This is a genomic window from Tatumella citrea (genome assembly GCF_002163585.1).
In the GTDB taxonomy this organism is placed as follows: Bacteria; Pseudomonadota; Gammaproteobacteria; order Enterobacterales; family Enterobacteriaceae; genus Tatumella; species Tatumella citrea.
In genome coordinates this window covers 2,351,204-2,368,864 of sequence record NZ_CP015579.1, presented here as the reverse complement: position 1 = coordinate 2,368,864, position 17,661 = coordinate 2,351,204, and the positions used below count along the sequence as shown (strand labels likewise).

Sequence of the window (17,661 nt, the reverse complement as noted above, 5' to 3'; positions counted from 1 at the left end):
ATTTGTATCCCAGACATTCTCCATTCATGGCAACTACCGGGATGTTAACAGCATATTTAACGCATGACCTGATTCTTCTTAGCACAGCTGTTAGAAATGGGAGAATTTCCTACAATTTTACCAGCAAAGGGACGTAGCTTAAAATACTGTTTAATGGGCGTGTGGACGAGGTAATGGGGTAGCTAATTGATAAAAAGCAAAAAACCAGACGCCCGCAGACATCTGGTTTTTTTAAATTGGCTCCTCTGACTGGACTCGAACCAGTGACATACGGATTAACAGTCCGCCGTTCTACCGACTGAACTACAGAGGAATTGTCGTTAAGACGAGGCGCATATTAACCACGGCTGGCAGGGTTGTCAAAGCCCTTTCGCAGTGGTGTTCACTGAATGCCGAATATTTCGGCACTCCTGCAAATAATGGTGGGAAAACCACCATTATTGCAGTGTATAGCTGGGATAAGCGGTTACTTTGTAGGCTCGCTGGCTTCTGTCCGGTAGATCCGATCTATCACTTTTTTCCAGCTAAAGGGCTGTAGTTGATCCCAACTGAGCTGGAGAGCCGCCAGTTCATCGACAAATCGCTGCTGGGTTTCACGGGTTGCCAGGCTCTGAGAAGGGGTTACGCCCACATCCTTAAGAGTCTTCGCTACTTCAGCCATCTCTTCTGCACGGCGTTTACCATGTTCAGCCACCCGGCTCACCAGGTAGTCACCCAGTTGCTTGTCCCAGCCCAGTGACGGGAAACTACGATGCAGCGAGCTTAGCACTTCCTCTTCAACCCCGTACATCCGGGCGGCACTCAGGCATTCTACAGTCAGGGCTTCCAGCCCTTTGATCATCACACTGCGACACATTTTAATCGCCGACGCTTCACCGATTTCCTTGCTGTGGACACTGCTGCTAAAGCCGTGTTCATTGAGCCAGTGACTGATCAGTTCAGCGGATGGTCCGCCAGTCAGTAACGGGGTGCCGAGTCTGGCGGGCGGGAAGGGTGCCATAACTGCAACATCGATATATTCAGCTGACGCTGAGGTGACCGAACGGCTGTTTTTTTGTTTGGTTAGTGGCGACACTGAGTTTAGATCCAGAAAATACTGGCCTTCACCCAGCCAGGCTGCGGCTTGTTCGGCAACGCAGCGGGCACTGTCAGCAGTGACTACCGAAAAAATCAACTGACTGTCAGCCAGGGCATCTGCCAGATTTTCACACAGGGTAACATTCAGCGTCTGAGCCCGTTGCTGCATGGCCGGCTGAGTGTACAGCCAGTCATAGGCACTTAACCGGATTTCAGGCCATCGGGACTGAAGTTCCTGTGCCAGCAAGGTACCGACTTCACCCAACCCAATCAGGGTGATTTTTTTGACCACTAATGCCTGTGGCTGGTTCATGCGACATCTCCTTGTGATTGCCCGTCCCAGACCGTGCCGGGAATACTGACGTTTCCATCAAACAGTAAGCGTGCAGTGCGCAACAAGCCACTTCCGGTGAGCCGTTCAGCGCCGCTGCGGGCAGGGTCAGTCCGCAATTTAACGCTAAATTCTCCGGTCGGATGTTCCACGCCGATTCGCGGCTGAGGGTCGTCTGACAGAACGGCCAGCCCTTCGGTCACGGAACCAGGCAGCAGACAGGCACTGGCGACACTGACGGCTCCCAGTACCCCGATAGAGGCGTGGCAACGGTGTGGAATAAAGGTCCGTGTGGAAAGTGTGCCACCAAAGCGCGGGGCTGAAATCAGTGTCATTTTTGGCACGGTGCGCGAGGTTACATCACCGAGATTCATCGCCGGACCAGCCTGCAGACGAATCGATTCCAGACGTGCTTTCAGCTCGGTATCATGGTCCAGCTGTTCACGCGTTTCCTCACCAGTGCGGCCGAGATCTGCTGCGCGCAGCAGTACCACCGGCATGCCGTTATCAATACAGGTCACGTCTATACCGTCATACTGGTTGATGACACTGCCGGTGGGCAACAACGCACCACAAACCGAACCTGCGGTATCGGCGAATTCCAGGAAAATTTCTGCAGCCGTACCCGGTACGCCATCAATTTGCAGATTTCCCTGATAGTCCACCTCTCCCTGTGGTGTAGGAACATGAGCGGTAGCCAGCTGGCCGGTATTGACCATAAAAATCCTGACCCGTGTCATGCCGTCACTGGCGGCCAGTAATCCTTTTTCCAGCGCATAAGGGCCTACGGCAGCCAGAATATTGCCGCAGTTCTGGCCATAATCGACTACCGGTTTATCAACATTCACCTGGGCAAACAGATAATCAACATCTGCATCTTCCCGTTGTGAGCGGCTGATTATCGCCACTTTGCTGGTTAGCGGGTCGGCACCACCGACACCGTCTATCTGCCGCGGGTCAGGAGAACCCATCACCGCCAGCAAAACTTCATCACGCCGCTGTTTATCTGCCGGCAGATCAGAAGCCAGGAAAAAAGCGCCTTTAGATGTACCGCCCCGCATTAGCATGCAGGGGATTCGGGTCTGACGCATATTGCCACCTCACTTTTTAGCTGACTGTTCCAGCTCTGTGATGTCGTCGTAATACTTCAGGCCTTTTTGTTCCAGGGTCGGACGCATATTGTAAATATCCAGCCCCAGCTCACCGGCCGCCAGACGGGCACGCTTACTTTCTTCCAGCGCTTCACGTTTCCGGGCGGCCAGCAGAACTTCGCCGGCTTCTGCATGGCGCACAACCACAACACCGTCGTCATCTGCCACTATGGCATCACCAGGCATGATCAGCTGGCCTGCACAGATCACAGGGATATTTACCGACCCCAGGGTCTCTTTCACCGTGCCTTGTGCATAGACCGCTTTAGACCATACCGGGAAGCCCATATTACGCAGGGTCTGGGTATCCCGAACGCCGACATCAGCAATCAGGCCAATCACGCCGCGGGCCTGTAATGAAGTGGCGAGCAGGTCACCAAAATATCCGTCATTACAAGGCGAGGTCGGTGCAACCACCAGAATATCGCCCGGACGGCATTGTTCTACCGCCACATGGAACATCCAGTTATCACCGGGAGCGACCAGCACGGTCACGGCATTACCGCAGCGGCTGACATTTTGCTGAATCGGGCGAATGGAACCGTCCAGTAATCCCTTACGCCCCTGGGCTTCGTGAACCGTAGCCACACCGAGGTGGGCCAGTTCATGCAGTACCTGCTCATCAGTCCGTGAAATATTACGAATGACTATGCCTTTTTTCCCCACCCACTGTGCGCTGTTATCACTCATGATAAATCTCCTGTCACACGCGGGAAGATACTCTGGTAGCCTTCGCCATAGATGATCTCTTTAGCAGCGGTAATGCCGATATTACGTTTCGCCTGCACACCACGTTGTAACGCCACACGGGTATAGTATTCCCACAGATGTTCCTGGCCTGCCATGCACTGAATGGCCTGGTATTTTTTATCCCACACCGGGGTAATGTCGAGCAGTACGTCGGGTCGCCATTCACACTGTTCTGGTTGGTGCGGTTCAAAACAATAGACCGGTGGTGCACCGACAATTTTCTCCCCGGGTTTATAACCTTCAGCCTGAGCAATAATGCGGGCTTCCTGAGCCAGATTGGTCGCCAGTGGATGGTCGTAGTTGTACGGATCTTTCAGAGAGTGGGTCAGTACAAAGTGAGGCTGTACGCGGCGGTAAACATCAGCCAGACGGAACAGGTCTTCTTTGTCGGCACGTAACGGATAATCGCCCATATCGAAAAACTCGATGCTGGCTCCGAGAATTTCTGCTGCAGCAATTGCTTCCTGGCGACGGGAGGCTTTGACTTTCTCTTCGGTCATTTCCCCTTTACGCCACAGTTTGGCTGATTCGCCACGCTCACCAAACGACAGGCAAACAATATGAACCTGGTAACCTGCCTGGGTATGTAATGCGATAGCACCGCCGGCGCGCCAGACGAAATCTGCAGAATGGGCACTGACCACCAGTGCGGTTTTAGCGGAAGCCTGGGAACTGCTGTCGGGTTTGTTCATTCGCCTGATCCTTTTATGTTTTTTGAGGGTGGCTGAGGCAGACAGCCGGGTACTGAGTGCTTTCTATGCTGACAGTGACGACCGGGTGTCGGAAATTCATTTAATTGCAGCAGGTATGCGTTTTATTTATATTGAGAGCTGTGCAACGATTCTGAAACAAGAGAGGGATGAATGGACAACCGGCAGGAACTGTCAAACCTGATGCAGATCCGCGCATTTTGTCAGGTGGTTGATCAGGGCAGCGTTTCCCGTGCGGCAGATGAGCTTTATCGTACCCAGTCGGCAATTACCCGGGCCATTCGTGATCTGGAGACCCGGCTGGCAGTGCCGCTGTTTGAACGCCATGCTAACGGAATGATGCTGACGGATTTTGGTAAGTGCATTCTTCCACGGGCACGGCGGGCGATAGAGGAGTTGCACCAGGTGGCGGTAACTTTGCATAAACTGCAGAGCAAAAACGGCAACAGTCGTTCAATGACCGAGCCCTTATATCTGTTTAACGTTAATCGCCTGCAAATTTTTGTATCGCTGTGTCAGACAAGACACATGCAGACCGTGGCGAAACTGCTGGGTCTGAGCCAGCCTGCCGTGTCTGCGGCTCTGAGAGTGATGGAAAACGGGGCGGAAATGCCGTTACTGCAACGTACTCCTCAGGGGATGATCCCCGGGATCGCGGGTCAGGAGATTTTGCCCTATATCCGCCGTGCGCTAAACGAACTGCGGCATATTCCGGCAGATATTGCGGAGTTGCAGGGGGTGCTGGTTGGTCGGGTGCAGATAGGTGCATTACCCCTGAGCCGCAGCCGTCTGTTACCGCAGGCTATCCTCGCGGTTACCGAACGCTATCCGGGCATCCGTATTATCACCAACGAGAGTGCTTTCGCCCAGCTGGCAACCGGTCTGCGTTCAGGAGAAGTGGATTTTATTATTGGTGCGCTGCGTACCCGTGACTATGCCGCCGATATGGTTACAGAAACCCTGTTTTCGGAAGAGATGGTGATACTGGCCCGGCCCGGGCATCCTCTGAACCGTGAGGGTGTGACTCCCGATGATTTGCGTACTGCGCGCTGGGTGTTGCCGCGTTCAGAAACCCCGGCACGTGAACTGCTGGACAGAAGCTTCGAAGCAATGCAGATTCCAGCCCCGAATCCGGTGGTGGAAAGTGGCGATCTGGCCATAGTCCGTGGTTTATTGCTGGGTTCAGATATGCTGGCGGCAGTTTCAGCCAGACAGCTGGAACATGAACTGTCTCATGGTGAACTGGTGACGATTCCGCTGAGTATGGAGAATACCCGCCGGGCGATAGGCATCACCAGCCGTGCGGGTAGTTTGTTATCACCGGCAGCGAAAGCGATGATCGATGCTATCCGGCAGCAGCTGATACGCTGAGCATGCTGCCGGCTGTTACTGCTTAAACTGTGGGTGGCTCACCGAAACCAAACAATGTTTTCGGTGTTTGCCACATAATTTTATCCAGTGTGGCAGCATCACCAAACAGCTGGTCCGCCAGCACCAGTAATGTCCCAATATCCATCCGTTGTCTGGCGCGTAAAAACGGCCAGTCTGAACCCCACATACAACGGTCTGCACCAAAAGCGGCAAGCAGTGCTTGTTGGTACTTGTGCCCTTCGGTATACGGGAAAGGGGGCTCACAGAATTGTGATAAACCGGACAGTTTAACCCAGCAGCGGTCAGTCTCTGCCAGTGACAGCAGGGCCTGAAAACCGGGTTGCTTCAGACCTGCCGCCACGTCCGGCCTGCCGGAGTGATCAAACAATAACCGGGTCTTGCTTCGCAACAGCATAGGCATCAGATCCGGTAACTGATCTTTGGTGACCTGAATATCAGCAATCAAACCGAGTTCATGCAGCTTTGCCAGCATACTATCAAACTGTGCAAAACGATCTGTCCCCAGCATCGCCACATTCATGGCAATCCCGGACACACCCGCCTGTTTCAGCTCAGCAAGGTAGTCGACGCTGCTATCTGGCGGCACCACAGCAATACCTTTAAACCGGCCGGCACCGTGTTTCAGCGTATCCAGCAGGTAGCTGTTATCGGTGTTATAAGCCGAAGTCGGGCCGATAATTACCGAATGACGGATATTATAGGCTTCCATCACATAGCGGTAGTAATCAACGGTACCCAGTTCGTGCCCTTCGGGCCGGTAAGGGGTATCGCTGATATAGGGGAACTTCTGCGGATCGAAAATATGGTGATGTGAATCGATCCTTGGTTGGCTAAAATCTGGCATTACTTTTCTTTTCCTGCGACCGAATAAAGAACCTGTTGGTTACGGGTTTTCTGGAATTCTTCCAGAGTCTGACCGCGCATTGCAGAATAAATATGCAGGTTAGACACCCCTACGACGGCACCGAGTTTTTCCAGCAGAAAGAAACTGACACCGTACTGAATCATGGCCCGCCAGTTAAGTTCACGGATCATGGTCTGCTCTTCCTGAGTCAGTTTATTTTCATCGAACAAAGCCTGTTGTTCATTACGAAAACGTTCACGCCAGGCTGGCTGAATCAGACGATGCAGGAAGCGGTTAATCCGTAACCCCTTCAGGCTGCGCGCCTGAGTAAACGGATAGGTGCCCTGTAATTTCTCCACACCCGCCATCTGGTGAGCAATTTTATCACGCTGACGCTGGCGTAAATCAGCCGGTGCTTCGCGGGCCTGGTTTTCCAGTACCAGAGTGGCTATGCCGGTCATAGATGGCAGGTAATAGGCCTGATGACGAAGGGTGACATTTGCAGAGAGTGCGCCGCGCATCACCAGCCACATAATTTCTTCTGAACCTTCCATACCACTCAGGGTGGCATACTCGGCGATGGTCATATCGCACAGTGACTCAGGGTCGTTGACCAGCATATCAACAAACTGAGCATCCCATTCGGGATTGTTAAAACCACAACGCTCGCCATGAACCTGATGAGAAACCCCACCGGTAGCCACGATGGCAACTTTTAAGTCTTCCGGGAAGCTTTCTACAGCACGGCGCAGTGCCTGTCCCAGTTTATAACAGCGACGTGCGCTGGGAATCGGGAACTGCAAAACACCTACCTGCAGAGGGACGATTTTAGTCGGCCAGCCATTTTCGCGGTAAGGCAGCAGTGCGGATAATGGCGAGAACAGACCATGATCCAATGGCTTATCCATAAAGAACGACATATCAAATTCATCGGCCATCAGGCTGGCACCAATATGCTGAGATAACGCAGCATGGCCTTTAACCGGCGGTAAGTCGCGCGGGCCACCGCCTTCGTCTGCCACCAGATACTGGTCGTCGATACCCAGTGAGAAGGCAGAATAATGGTCGAAAAAGAATGATGTAACATGGTCATTAAAGATATACACCAGCGCATCTGGCTTATTGTCGTCCAGCCACTTTTGCATCGGAGCAAAACTTTCAAAGATAGGTGACCAGGCACTTTCCTGTTGTTTGTTATGATCGACTGCAAAGCCGATAGTCGGAGTATGTGATACTGCCAGTCCGCCGATAATTTTTGCCATTTCAGACCTCTGCATAGTGTTTGTAGGGTGAGGGGATCCTTCCCCGGAATATGCGTTTTAGTTAACTGCTTATTAATGATGATTCATGGTGCGTGACAACCCGGGCAGGTCTTCAAGCTCAATCCCTTTAATCATCATCGCAGGACGTGCCGCTCTGTGAACCAAAATCGACAGTCCGGCTAACAGCGCCGGCAGTGCCAGCACCAGGAAAATTGCATTTTGTGATGGAAAGAAGCCCAGTAATACACCACCTAAAGAAGAACTGATTATTGCTCCGGTACGACCTACACCGTGCATCCAGCACACGCCGGTCGAACGAATTTCGGTAGGATAGAACGCCGGAGAAAAAGCCTGCAAACCGGTCTGTGCACCGTTAATACAGACGCCACTACAGAATACCAGTACCGCCAGGATCATCGGTCCGAACTGACCAAACCCTTGTGCCATCAGACAGCACATACCCAGCAGATAGAAACCGGCAATCACCTTACGGGCCTGTAATTTATCCATCATTCCGCCGACCAGCAGACCACCAAAGGTTCCGCCTAACTGGAATAAACCGGCAACAATGGCGGATTGCTGTAATGAGAATCCGCTGTTATGCATAATGGTCGGCAACCAGCCATTTAACAGATAGATAACAAACAGCCCCATAAAATAGGTGACCCATAATACCAGGGTGCCCCGGGCGTAACCACGACTGAACAGCTGGAAAACCTTGGCATTCTTCTGGATTATTGGCGCTTTTAACACAAATTTTGTGTTAGCAGAAAATACACCGCCGGCACGTTGTAACACGGATGCAATTTTTTCGTAACCAACATTACGGACGACCAGGTACATGGCTGATTCAGGTAATAACCAAATCAACAGTGGCAGTAGCAGTAACGGGATCAGCCCGCCAGCAAACAGTACCGACTGCCAGCCAAAATGGGGTAACAGGCCCGCAGCAATAAACCCACCCACTCCGGAACCGATGTTAAATCCGCTGTACATAACGGTGATTAACAGGCTACGGCGGCGTTCCGGCATGTACTCGGCGACCAGGGTTACGGTATTAGGCATTACCGCTCCGAGGCCCAGACCGGTCAGGAAACGCAAACCAGCCATTTCCAGTGGAGTGCGGGCAAAGGTGCTCAACAGGCTGAATACCGCGAAACAGAGTATCGATATTAATAAGATTTTTTTACGACCAAAACGGTCAGCATAAGGACCTGCGACCAGGGCGCCCAGTGCCACACCAAACATGGCAGCACCAAGGATAGGGCCCATCTCGCTGCGGCTGATCCCCCAGTCTTCAATCAGTGCAGGGGCAATGAATCCCATTACCGCGGCATCATAGCCATCGAACATGATGATGATGAAACACAGCACCAGCACCATCCACTGCCAGGGTGAAATATGCCGGCTGTCTATCCAGGCTTTTACATCCACAATATCGTGTTGGTTCATAGAGTACGCTCTCTGTTTTTTTTATTAATATGTGATCGGGGTAAGATATTTAAAAAAAATCATTGTGATTCTCACATTGCGTCCTGCCAGAGAGTGACCCTCTATTTTTATTAATATGTTTAATAAACAATAATTTAAAAATTGTTCATTACTATCCCTTTTCACCACGTTAGGGGCTGCTGCAGAATCTGTCTGCCATAATTTTATTATCGGGGCATGAGTTTTATTTATAATGTGATGCAGGCTTTTAAACCTGAACCCTGAATCACGCGGGATTATCTTATTTGCCGGAAAATAACGATAGTGATGGATGAAAAATGGATTATGGCAGGGGGAGATTGGGAGAAATTTCCGGCCCTGACGTAAGCAGGACCGGAAGGAGGTAAATCAGAATTTGTAGGTCAGACCGACCGCAAGGATGTTATCGCTATCAAGCTGAAGTTTATTATCAGATGACAGACGGTTAATTTCGTAGTCAGTAAATACCGACATATTTTTGTTAAAGTACCAGGTAAATGCGACATCGATATAATTGACTAAATCGGCATCACCCACACCTTCAATATTTTCGGCGCGGGTATAAACATAACCAAGTGAAGGCGCGAATCCTGAGTCAAACTGATATTGAGCCGCCAGTTCCATCGTCTGTGTTTTGCGGGCATAACCGGTGACTTTCTTCTTAGACAGGCTGGAAACCCCTTTAGGTACCGTCAGCGGGATGGTATTACGGGTTTGAGCAAAGGTGGCTGCCAGGTAAATCTGGTTGGCGTCATACTGAATACCTACCGTTCTGGTGGTAGCTCTGTCTCCGGAACCAAGGTCTTCTTCTTTCTGGGTCAGGGTCCGGTCAGAGGACGCATAGGCCGCACCAACGCTGACACCGCCACCAATCAGATAGCGGGCTGATGCCGCATAGCCGTCACCGTTCGTGGTTTTCTCTTTCCGGTCATCATTTTCGTTCTTACCCTGATACTGCAATGCCACATCCAGACCATCGACCAGGTCAAAGAAATCATTGTTGCGCCAGGTCAGCAGGCCATTGGCACGTTTGGTCATAAACTGGTCTTTTTTCACATAGCCATCTCCGCCGAATTCCGGGAATACATCGGTCCAGGCCTCGATATCGTAAGTGGCACCATAGTTACGACCATAGTCGATGGAACCCCATTTTTTGGCTTTCAGACCGGCAAATCCCAGCCTGGTCTTGTCATTATCAGTGCCTTCAGATTCTGCAACGCTGCTGTCTGCTTCATATTCCCACTGACCATAACCTTGCAGCCAGTCATTAATTTTGGTCCGGCCTTTAAATCCGAACCGCACATAACTCTGGTCACCATCATTGTCTGCAGATTTGGAAATATAATGTTCGGCGCGCACTTTGCCGTACAAACTTAATTTGTTGCCATCATTGTCATAAATAAGCGCAGCATGAGAAGCCACCGGAATGAGTAATGTTGAAATAAGAATCGCAAGAGAGTTGCCTTTAATCATTATTATCGCCACTGTTTTATGAAAAAAAAGGCCCGCTTCCGGTTTAATACCGGATAGGGGTTTTTAAAAAGTAACAATGGTTTACAGGATGGATATTATAGAAATATGACATTCGTGACAAATCAGGGAATTCATGGGATTAGATGAATAAAAAAACCAGCAACAGATGTCGTGGAGAAGGGGGTGTTACAAAAAATTTCGGCACGGGTTGGCAGAGCAAATCTGCGCCCGGGCCGGAATCAGAAGTGTTCGGGACTGGCTGTTGTTATGCCGGCGTGTGGCGCAAGGCACTGACACCACGACTGATAAGATAAAACAGTGCGCCGAGAGTCCCAACAAAAAATCCGGGAGGCCAGTCGGTGAACCATGATAAGGCAATGGCACTCCAGGCGACAGCCAGCGCCATCACTACAGAGAGCAATAATGCACTGCCGGGTCTGCGGCACAGGGTACGGGCAATAGCCGCAGGGGCAATCATCAGGCTGAATACCAGCAATGAACCGACCACAGGAACGGCCAGGCTGGTAGTCAGCGCCAGAATGGTCAGAAATCCTGCCTGCGTTCCGCGTAACGAAATCCCGCGTACCACGGCCAGTTCAGCAGAGAGTGAACTGAGCAACAGTCGGCGAAACAGAACAATGGTGAGCGAGATACTGATAACTACGGCAACTGCCAGAGGTAGTAACTGTGAACGGCTAATCCCGAGCAGATCACCAAACAGTAATGAATACACTGACTGGGCATACCGCCCGCTCAGGCTCAGCAACAATGTCCCGGTGGCCAGCAGGGTGACCAGGCAGAGTGCCGTGGCAGTTTCATGCCGGTGATGACGGCTGAACAGGCTAATCCCGGTGGCACCTAACGCAGCAAACAGCAATACCCCATAAAACGGATTTACCCCCAGTAACACTGCCGCCGCAGCACCTGGAAATGCCCCCATCGGTAAAGCATGGGCGGTAAAGGATTCACCGCGTAAAATAACGAAAAACCCGACAATACCGCACAGGACAGCCACCAGAGTGGCGGCAATCCATCCGGTTAACATAAACCCGCTAAACATGCTGTTTCTTCCTGAACAAACGCCCTGACAGCTGATTTTCACGACTGATAAGGCTGGTCAGTATTCCGCTGACAGCCCAGACCACAAAAATAATACCAACAATAAAGAAACTCACCGGCCAGCCTCTGCCGTCGGTCCAGTAAAAGCTTTCCCATGCCAGCCAGACACCAAACCATACAGAGAGTAAACCGGTAACGGCTGCGATAATCAGAGCCGACACCGCTGAACGGGCAAACTTCAGGGCAATCGCTGCCGGTCCTGTCAGCAATGCGGTAGACAAAATGGCGCCCACAGTCATCGAGGATAAGGCAACAGCCAGAGCCAGGGCGGCCAGTTGCATAATGCCCACCCGACGCACAGCCACGCCGCGGATTGTCGCCAGTTCAGGGTCAATGGCACATAACAATACCGGACGCCAGATTAACGCCAGCAGTATCAGTACCGCCGCGCCGGTGGCCAGAATCCAGGGAATAATTGATGCCGGTAATGTCCAGATGGAACCGAACATGACAGATAATGTGGCGCCGGACGAGTTATGTTGTTTTACGGCAAAATAGAGGAAAAGGGCGGAAAATCCCAGCCCGGCACTCAGCACTATCCCCGTCGCCAGGCTGCGCTCCCGGCTGCGTCGGGTCGCACTCAGTTCAATGCCTGCGGCACCCGCCAGCGCCATAATAATAAAACCTGCCAGCGCATTAATACCCAGCAGGAAGGACGCGGCACCTCCCGCACTGCTGATATCGGACAACGCATGCCCGGCAAAAGCATGACCACGGATTAACGCGAAAACACCGGTAATGCCACAGACTATTGCAGCACCACCGCCAACGATAAGAGCGGTATGCACCGTATCACTGCTAAAGAAGCCGTGGCTGAATAACGCGGAAAACATAAATGAATACCTAAGGAACGGTGGTTACATGAGGTGCCTGGCAGTCAACCGGGTCGGGAAGGGTACTGTCACGATCGGTCGCGACCACAAGTATGCGGCCGTGGACCCGAATCACGTCAATATGATAGCCATATAACTGACTCAGTACGCTGGTGCGGATAACCTGCTCTGTCGGACCACTGGCCGCCTGACCATTAGCCAGATAGACCACTCTGTCCATGACTGGTAGCAGTGGATTAATATCATGAGCGGACAACAGTACCGAAACCTGCTGTTCACGGACCAGGCGTTTCAGAACCCCAATGATATCGGCGGCAGCCGCCATATCCAGATTAGCCAGCGGTTCATCTAATAATAAAATTTTTGGACGACGGACCAGTGCATGGGCAATTAATACCCGCTGTTGCTGCCCGCCCGACAGCCGTCCGATTCGCTGGCTGGCGAAGGAGAGGGCATCTACGGAAGCCAGTGTGTCATCAATTAACTGGCGATTACGGTTCGGCCATAGCCGGAAACCAGGACGATGGCCATCAAGGCCCAGGGCGACCACATCTCTGGCGGTCAGAGGGATATCAGGGTCCAGAAAATTTTTCTGTGGGACATAGCCCGCAGCAGAAAGCCCCTGTTGTACCGGTTGACCGTTCAGTAGTATCCGGCCGCTGGATAACGGTTGCAGGCCAAGTAGTGAACGAAACAGGGTGGTTTTCCCTGAACCGTTAGCACCGATCAAACCACAGAATTCGCCGTGGTTGATATCAAAACTGACGTCATGAAGTACCTGCCGCCCGGGGTAACTTACCCCGAGCTGGCTGACACTCAGTACCTGAGACTGGTGAGACATATAATTATTTACCGGCAATCAATGATTCGGTGGAGGCTTTATCTGTCAGTGCTTTACGTAACGCTTTGACTTCCGCCAGCATCCAGGACTGATAGTTATATCCTGGTTCCGGCATTGTTTCATAGACACCGACTACCGGTATATTGTTTTTTCTCGCCAGACTGAGGAAATGTTCAGTAATTGGGTCGGTGACCTGCTGATTGTAGATAAATGTGCGGACTTTTTTACCGGTCAGTAACGCATTCTGCTCACTCACCAGCTGTGGTGCCGGGTCAACATCATTCATAATGCCGTATTCCAGCGTTTTAGGCGTAAGGATTTTGGCGCCTGCTGCCTGCAACAGGTAGTCACCCACGGGTTCGGTCACTGCGACCGGAGTGTCAGGGAAATCTTTTTTGAATGCCTGAATCGCGGCATCAACCGGCTCCATTGACTGACGGAAAGAGGCGGCATTTTGGTTGAACTCTGCCGCGTGGGCAGGAAGGGCTTCCGCCAGCTGAGCAGCAATAGCATCAGCGACTGCAGGCATCGTTTTCGGGTCATACCACAGGTGTGGGTTTTCGGTATTTTTCGGCAACTTCAGCAGGGTATGAACATTGATCACTTTACGTTCTGCGTTAGGTGACGCGGCAATAAGTTTGTCAGCCCAGTCATCATAACCGGCGCCATTTTCAACAATCAGTGTAGCGCTGGCAATCTTGCGGGCAATGCCAGGGCTGGCTTCGAAGGTGTGCGGATCAGTATTGGGATCGGAGACAATAGAAGTCACCTCCACATACTTTCCACCAATCTGGCTGATAACATCGGCATATTGATTTTCGATACCAATCGCGTGGATCGGCGCATCTGCAGCATGGCTTATCTGGCTGTAACCCAACAGTGAAGCCATGATGGCTGCTAACGGAAGCAGTGAGCCGGTCAGTTTGCTGGCAGAAGCTTTGCGTTTTTTATTGTGAGTGTGAGTCATTGTTGATGGTGTCATGTTGTGCATTTACATCCCCGTGAGTTAGTCTGAACTGGCTCTTGTAATGTTATAATATAACAATTCATATCGGCGCTAATCCTATACTTTCTGACAGTTCTGTCAATAGCGATTGCCAGCTATACGGATAAAATAGCGGCAGGTCAGAAGTCGCGCCCGGGATATCGGTTATTTTTAAAACAGATCAGTGATATCAAAGGATAAGTCTGGCAGCAGAACAGCCTGGCGACGGAATCAATATCTGACAGAGAAATTGCGGGTGAGAGGGGCAGTTCAGGTGATACAGCAATTATCAGAATTTGAAAGCAGTAGTACCGCAGGAAAAAGCTTCCCGGGCTAATGCCGGGAAGCTGTGAAATTATCCGTGGTTACGGGTCTTCATCAGGGCAGCAACCAGCACCGATATCAGACAACCCACACTCAGATAAATGGCCACACTGTGCCAGCTTCCGCCGGACCAGGTGACTAATGCCGCAGCAATAAAGGGAGTAAATCCGCCACCGACCACACTGGCGACCTGATAGCCGACCCCGGCACCACTGTAACGGAAGCCGGCACCGAACATTTCAGTAAACATAGGTTGTTGTACACACACCACCATGTCATGGGCAATGTTTGCCAGCATCAGCGAAAAGAAAATAATCCACACCACCGACTGTGATTCCAGCGCCATAAAAAAGGGCACAGCGCTCAGGGTACCGATCAGTGCTCCGGTGATATAAATCCGGCGTCTGCCGTAGTTATCCGCCAGCCAGGCGAAGCAGGGGATTGTTACACAGCTAATTGCACCTACCAGCAGACCGATATTTAAAAACAGGTCGCGAGACAGACCCAGGTTCTGAGTCGAATAATTAAGGGCAAAGGTAGTGACAATGTACATCGTCAGCAGCTCACACAGCCGCAATGCGATAATCTGTAAGAATGCGCCCGGGTGCTTAATCAACGCCTGAAAAACCGGCAAACCACTGCGTTGCTCCGGAGCTGCCTGTTGTTCAAACTCGGCCGATTCCTGCATACCGTTGCGGATCCACAATGCGCCTGCCACCAGTAGTACACTGAAAATAAAAGGTATCCGCCATCCCCAACTGAGGAACTGCTGGTCGGTGGTGAAATGGCTTATCAGAGATACAAGCCCGGTGGAAAGTAGTAAACCCACCCCGTAGCCCACCTGGACACCGCTGCTGTAAAAAGCTTTTTTATTTTCAGGGGCACTTTCAACAGACAGTAACGCTGCGCCACCCCATTCTCCGCCTACTGCAAAGCCCTGAATCGCCCGCAGGGTTACCAGCAGTACCGGTGCCAGCCAGCCGATTTGATCAAAGGAAGGTAGCAGTCCAATCGCGGCCGTAGCACAACCCATTATCCAGACGGTGAGCATCAGCATACGTTTGCGGCCAAGCCGGTCACCAAAGTGACCAAAAACAATGCCGCCTAGCGGACGGAATAAAAAGCCAACCCCAAAGGTTGCGAATGCCGCAAGTGTGCCCATTGCAGGGCTGATTTGTGGGAAAAATTCATGGTTGAACACCAGCGCCGCAGTGATGCCGTATAATAGGAAGTCATACCAGTCGACCACTGCACCGGCAAAACTTCCCCAGGCGGCACGTCTCGCCCGTGAGAGAGAATGGCCATGTGTTTCACGGCTGTCTGATGTAAGTGTTGAGTCCATAGTTGCCCTGCCAGTCATTAGTTTTTTTTATCTCTTATGCATAAGTGGCTGTCTGTCGTTGTTGCGGAAAGCTCAGGAGTTTATGCAGGGGTAAGAGACTACCCCGACAAAGGGCTGCTGAAAACTGTTTTACTGCAGTTTTAGAGATAAAAGATAAAAAATGTTATCACGCAGGGAAATCATGCACTTCGCCAGTTAGCAGGGGAGGATCCCGGGCAGCCGGATAATGACTATCAGTGACATTGTCACCGACAACAATGTCGTTTAACATCAGTGACAATGCCATGTTTGTTACATTTAATTTTTCCGTATTCTTACCAGTGTAAGAATGCTGGCTTATGATTAACTCAGGACAGCAAGTCCTACAGGTCGGACAGGGGGAGCGTAATAATGACATTATTAACTGAATGGCAGTCCCGATTTGACCAATGGTTCAGGGAGAACTGGGACCATGAAGATAAAGCCCATGATTTGGCGCATCTGCAACGTGTCTGGGCCAGTGCGCAAAAGATTATGCAGGGCACTGATGCTAATCCACTGATTGTGCTGACTGCCTGCTATTTTCATGACATCGTGAATCTGCCTAAGAACCATCCGGAGCGACATCTCGCCTCCCGATATGCAGCGCGGGAAACGCTAAGAGTGTTACAGGCCGACTTTACCGATTTTCCGACAGAACTTTACCCGGCAGTAAGCCATGCGGTTGAAGCACACAGCTTTAGTGCCGGAATACCCGCAGAAACAATTGAAGCCAAAATTGTGCAGGACTCTGACCGTCTGGAGTCGCTGGGAGCTATCGGACTGGCCAGGGTGTTTTACACCTCCGGAGCACTGGGCAGGGCACTGTTCGACAGTGAAGACCCGTTTGCCCGCCATCGCCCACTGGATGATATCCGCTGGGCTCTCGATCACTTTCAGACCAAACTGCTGGGCTTACCCGCAACAATGCACACTGAAACCGGCAGGGCGATTGCCGAATACCATGCAGCTTTTCTGGTTGAGTATATGGCCCGGCTAAGCAGTGAATTAGCCGGAGGAGTTCAGCATCCGGATGAAGCAATCCGTGAAGAATTTATGTCGCGGGTTAAAAAACGCTAACTACAGTCGGCTCTGATGCCCGGCTTTTCTCTTCGGCCCCCGCGCGGGGCCGAATCTTTTACCGCCAGTCCTTAACAGTCTGACTATACTTTCGGTGCTATCACTCAGTTTCAGACATTCCGCAGGGCATAAATGGATCTCCGGGCGCGGGTATCAGCCTGAGGCGAAAGCATGACGCTGGTGCTTTTTTTCGACGAGGTAAGGCTTAAACGGTTTACTCTGAATCACAGGGCTGTTACAAATTGTGTCTGAACAATAAGCAGATTAACTGCTAACTGTGAAGTCTGTAGAGGGCGGAGCGCTGTACCTGATGGCCATCGTCCTGAAACTTTTATCCGGAACTGAATATGGCCAGTATCAAACTGACGGTTAAGCGGCTGTATGCCCTGCAGAATGAACGCATGGTGAATACCCGCGCAACCGCAACTATCTTTGTTGGAGAGCAGCAGATCGCGACAGAAGAGATCAGCGGCCTGACCGAAACGCCGGTGAGTAAGTATATTCATCATGATCTGCCCCCCGGCCAGCCGGTGCGGGTCGAATGGCAAACTCAGGGCATTGCCGATATGACCGTGAGTGAAATGGAAGTTTGTCCGTGTTGCCGGCACAGCGAGCCGGAGGACTAAATTGCAGTCGTGCTCATCATTATGATGAGTGGT

At 51.5% G+C, this 17,661-nt stretch carries 16 protein-coding genes and 1 tRNA gene; 3 read left to right on the top strand and 14 right to left on the bottom strand.

The window, feature by feature from the left end:
* Nucleotides 1-237 precede the first annotated feature (237 nt).
* The 5 genes from A7K98_RS11320 to galB all read right to left on the bottom strand — a co-directional run bounded on the left by A7K98_RS11320 (nt 238) and on the right by galB (nt 4,001).
* Nucleotides 238-313 (bottom strand) — tRNA-Asn (locus tag A7K98_RS11320).
* Between the two features lie 153 nt (nt 314-466).
* Nucleotides 467-1,390, bottom strand: coding sequence for an NAD(P)-dependent oxidoreductase (locus A7K98_RS11315; protein WP_087488654.1), 924 nt, complete (start codon nt 1,388-1,390; stop codon nt 467-469).
* Nucleotides 1,387-2,499 (bottom strand): 4-oxalomesaconate tautomerase, encoded by a 1,113-nt coding sequence (locus tag A7K98_RS11310; RefSeq protein ID WP_087488653.1) that lies wholly within the window; start codon nt 2,497-2,499, stop codon nt 1,387-1,389. The genes A7K98_RS11315 and A7K98_RS11310 overlap by 4 nt, the downstream gene beginning before the upstream one ends.
* A 9-nt stretch (nt 2,500-2,508) precedes the next feature.
* The gene (locus tag A7K98_RS11305) at nt 2,509-3,249 is read right to left on the bottom strand and encodes a 4-carboxy-4-hydroxy-2-oxoadipate aldolase/oxaloacetate decarboxylase (protein ID WP_087488652.1); all 741 of its coding nucleotides are present in this window, start codon (nt 3,247-3,249) and stop codon (nt 2,509-2,511) included.
* Nucleotides 3,246-4,001, bottom strand: a complete 756-nt coding sequence (gene galB / locus A7K98_RS11300; protein WP_087488651.1) for a 4-oxalmesaconate hydratase — start codon at nt 3,999-4,001, stop codon at nt 3,246-3,248. The genes A7K98_RS11305 and galB overlap by 4 nt, the downstream gene beginning before the upstream one ends.
* A gap of 171 nt (nt 4,002-4,172) precedes the next feature.
* On the opposite strand from galB, the gene A7K98_RS11290 reads away from it, so the two are divergent.
* Nucleotides 4,173-5,390, top strand: a complete 1,218-nt coding sequence (locus A7K98_RS11290; RefSeq protein WP_087488649.1) for a LysR substrate-binding domain-containing protein — start codon at nt 4,173-4,175, stop codon at nt 5,388-5,390.
* A 22-nt stretch (nt 5,391-5,412) separates the two neighbouring features.
* Here the strand turns inward: A7K98_RS11290 and A7K98_RS11285 are convergent, their stop codons facing one another.
* From A7K98_RS11285 to shiA, 9 genes are all read right to left on the bottom strand, one after another.
* Nucleotides 5,413-6,255, bottom strand: coding sequence for an amidohydrolase family protein (locus A7K98_RS11285; protein WP_087488648.1), 843 nt, complete (start codon nt 6,253-6,255; stop codon nt 5,413-5,415).
* A complete protein-coding gene (locus tag A7K98_RS11280) occupies nt 6,255-7,517 on the bottom strand; it encodes a gallate dioxygenase (protein ID WP_087488647.1) in 1,263 nt (420 codons plus the stop codon). The genes A7K98_RS11285 and A7K98_RS11280 overlap by 1 nt, the downstream gene beginning before the upstream one ends.
* A 72-nt stretch (nt 7,518-7,589) precedes the next feature.
* Nucleotides 7,590-8,969: an MFS transporter gene (locus tag A7K98_RS11275; protein WP_087488646.1), complete on the bottom strand. Its 1,380-nt coding sequence runs from the start codon at nt 8,967-8,969 to the stop codon at nt 7,590-7,592.
* A 387-nt stretch (nt 8,970-9,356) separates the two neighbouring features.
* Nucleotides 9,357-10,457 (bottom strand): porin, encoded by a 1,101-nt coding sequence (locus A7K98_RS11270; protein WP_087490472.1) that lies wholly within the window; start codon nt 10,455-10,457, stop codon nt 9,357-9,359.
* Between the two features lie 268 nt (nt 10,458-10,725).
* Nucleotides 10,726-11,520, bottom strand: coding sequence for a metal ABC transporter permease (locus A7K98_RS11265; protein ID WP_087488645.1), 795 nt, complete (start codon nt 11,518-11,520; stop codon nt 10,726-10,728).
* The gene (locus A7K98_RS11260; protein WP_087488644.1) at nt 11,513-12,412 is read right to left on the bottom strand and encodes a metal ABC transporter permease; all 900 of its coding nucleotides are present in this window, start codon (nt 12,410-12,412) and stop codon (nt 11,513-11,515) included. Before A7K98_RS11260 ends, A7K98_RS11265 begins: the two co-directional genes overlap by 8 nt.
* A 10-nt stretch (nt 12,413-12,422) precedes the next feature.
* Nucleotides 12,423-13,253: a metal ABC transporter ATP-binding protein gene (locus tag A7K98_RS11255; protein ID WP_087488643.1), complete on the bottom strand. Its 831-nt coding sequence runs from the start codon at nt 13,251-13,253 to the stop codon at nt 12,423-12,425.
* A gap of 4 nt (nt 13,254-13,257) precedes the next feature.
* Nucleotides 13,258-14,244, bottom strand: a complete 987-nt coding sequence (locus A7K98_RS11250) for a metal ABC transporter solute-binding protein, Zn/Mn family (protein ID WP_232461528.1) — start codon at nt 14,242-14,244, stop codon at nt 13,258-13,260.
* 349 nt (nt 14,245-14,593) lie between these two features.
* Nucleotides 14,594-15,904, bottom strand: a complete 1,311-nt coding sequence (gene shiA / locus A7K98_RS11245; protein ID WP_087488641.1) for a shikimate transporter — start codon at nt 15,902-15,904, stop codon at nt 14,594-14,596.
* Nucleotides 15,905-16,294: 390 nt separating this feature from the next.
* Here shiA and A7K98_RS11240 point away from each other — a divergent pair, with 390 nt between their 5' ends.
* Nucleotides 16,295-17,002 carry a phosphohydrolase gene (locus tag A7K98_RS11240; protein ID WP_087488640.1) on the top strand — a complete coding sequence of 236 codons (708 nt, stop codon included), beginning with the start codon at nt 16,295-16,297 and terminating at the stop codon, nt 17,000-17,002.
* Between the two features lie 347 nt (nt 17,003-17,349).
* A complete protein-coding gene (locus A7K98_RS11235) occupies nt 17,350-17,628 on the top strand; it encodes a hypothetical protein (protein WP_087488639.1) in 279 nt (92 codons plus the stop codon).
* The last annotated feature ends 33 nt before the right edge of the window (nt 17,629-17,661 follow it).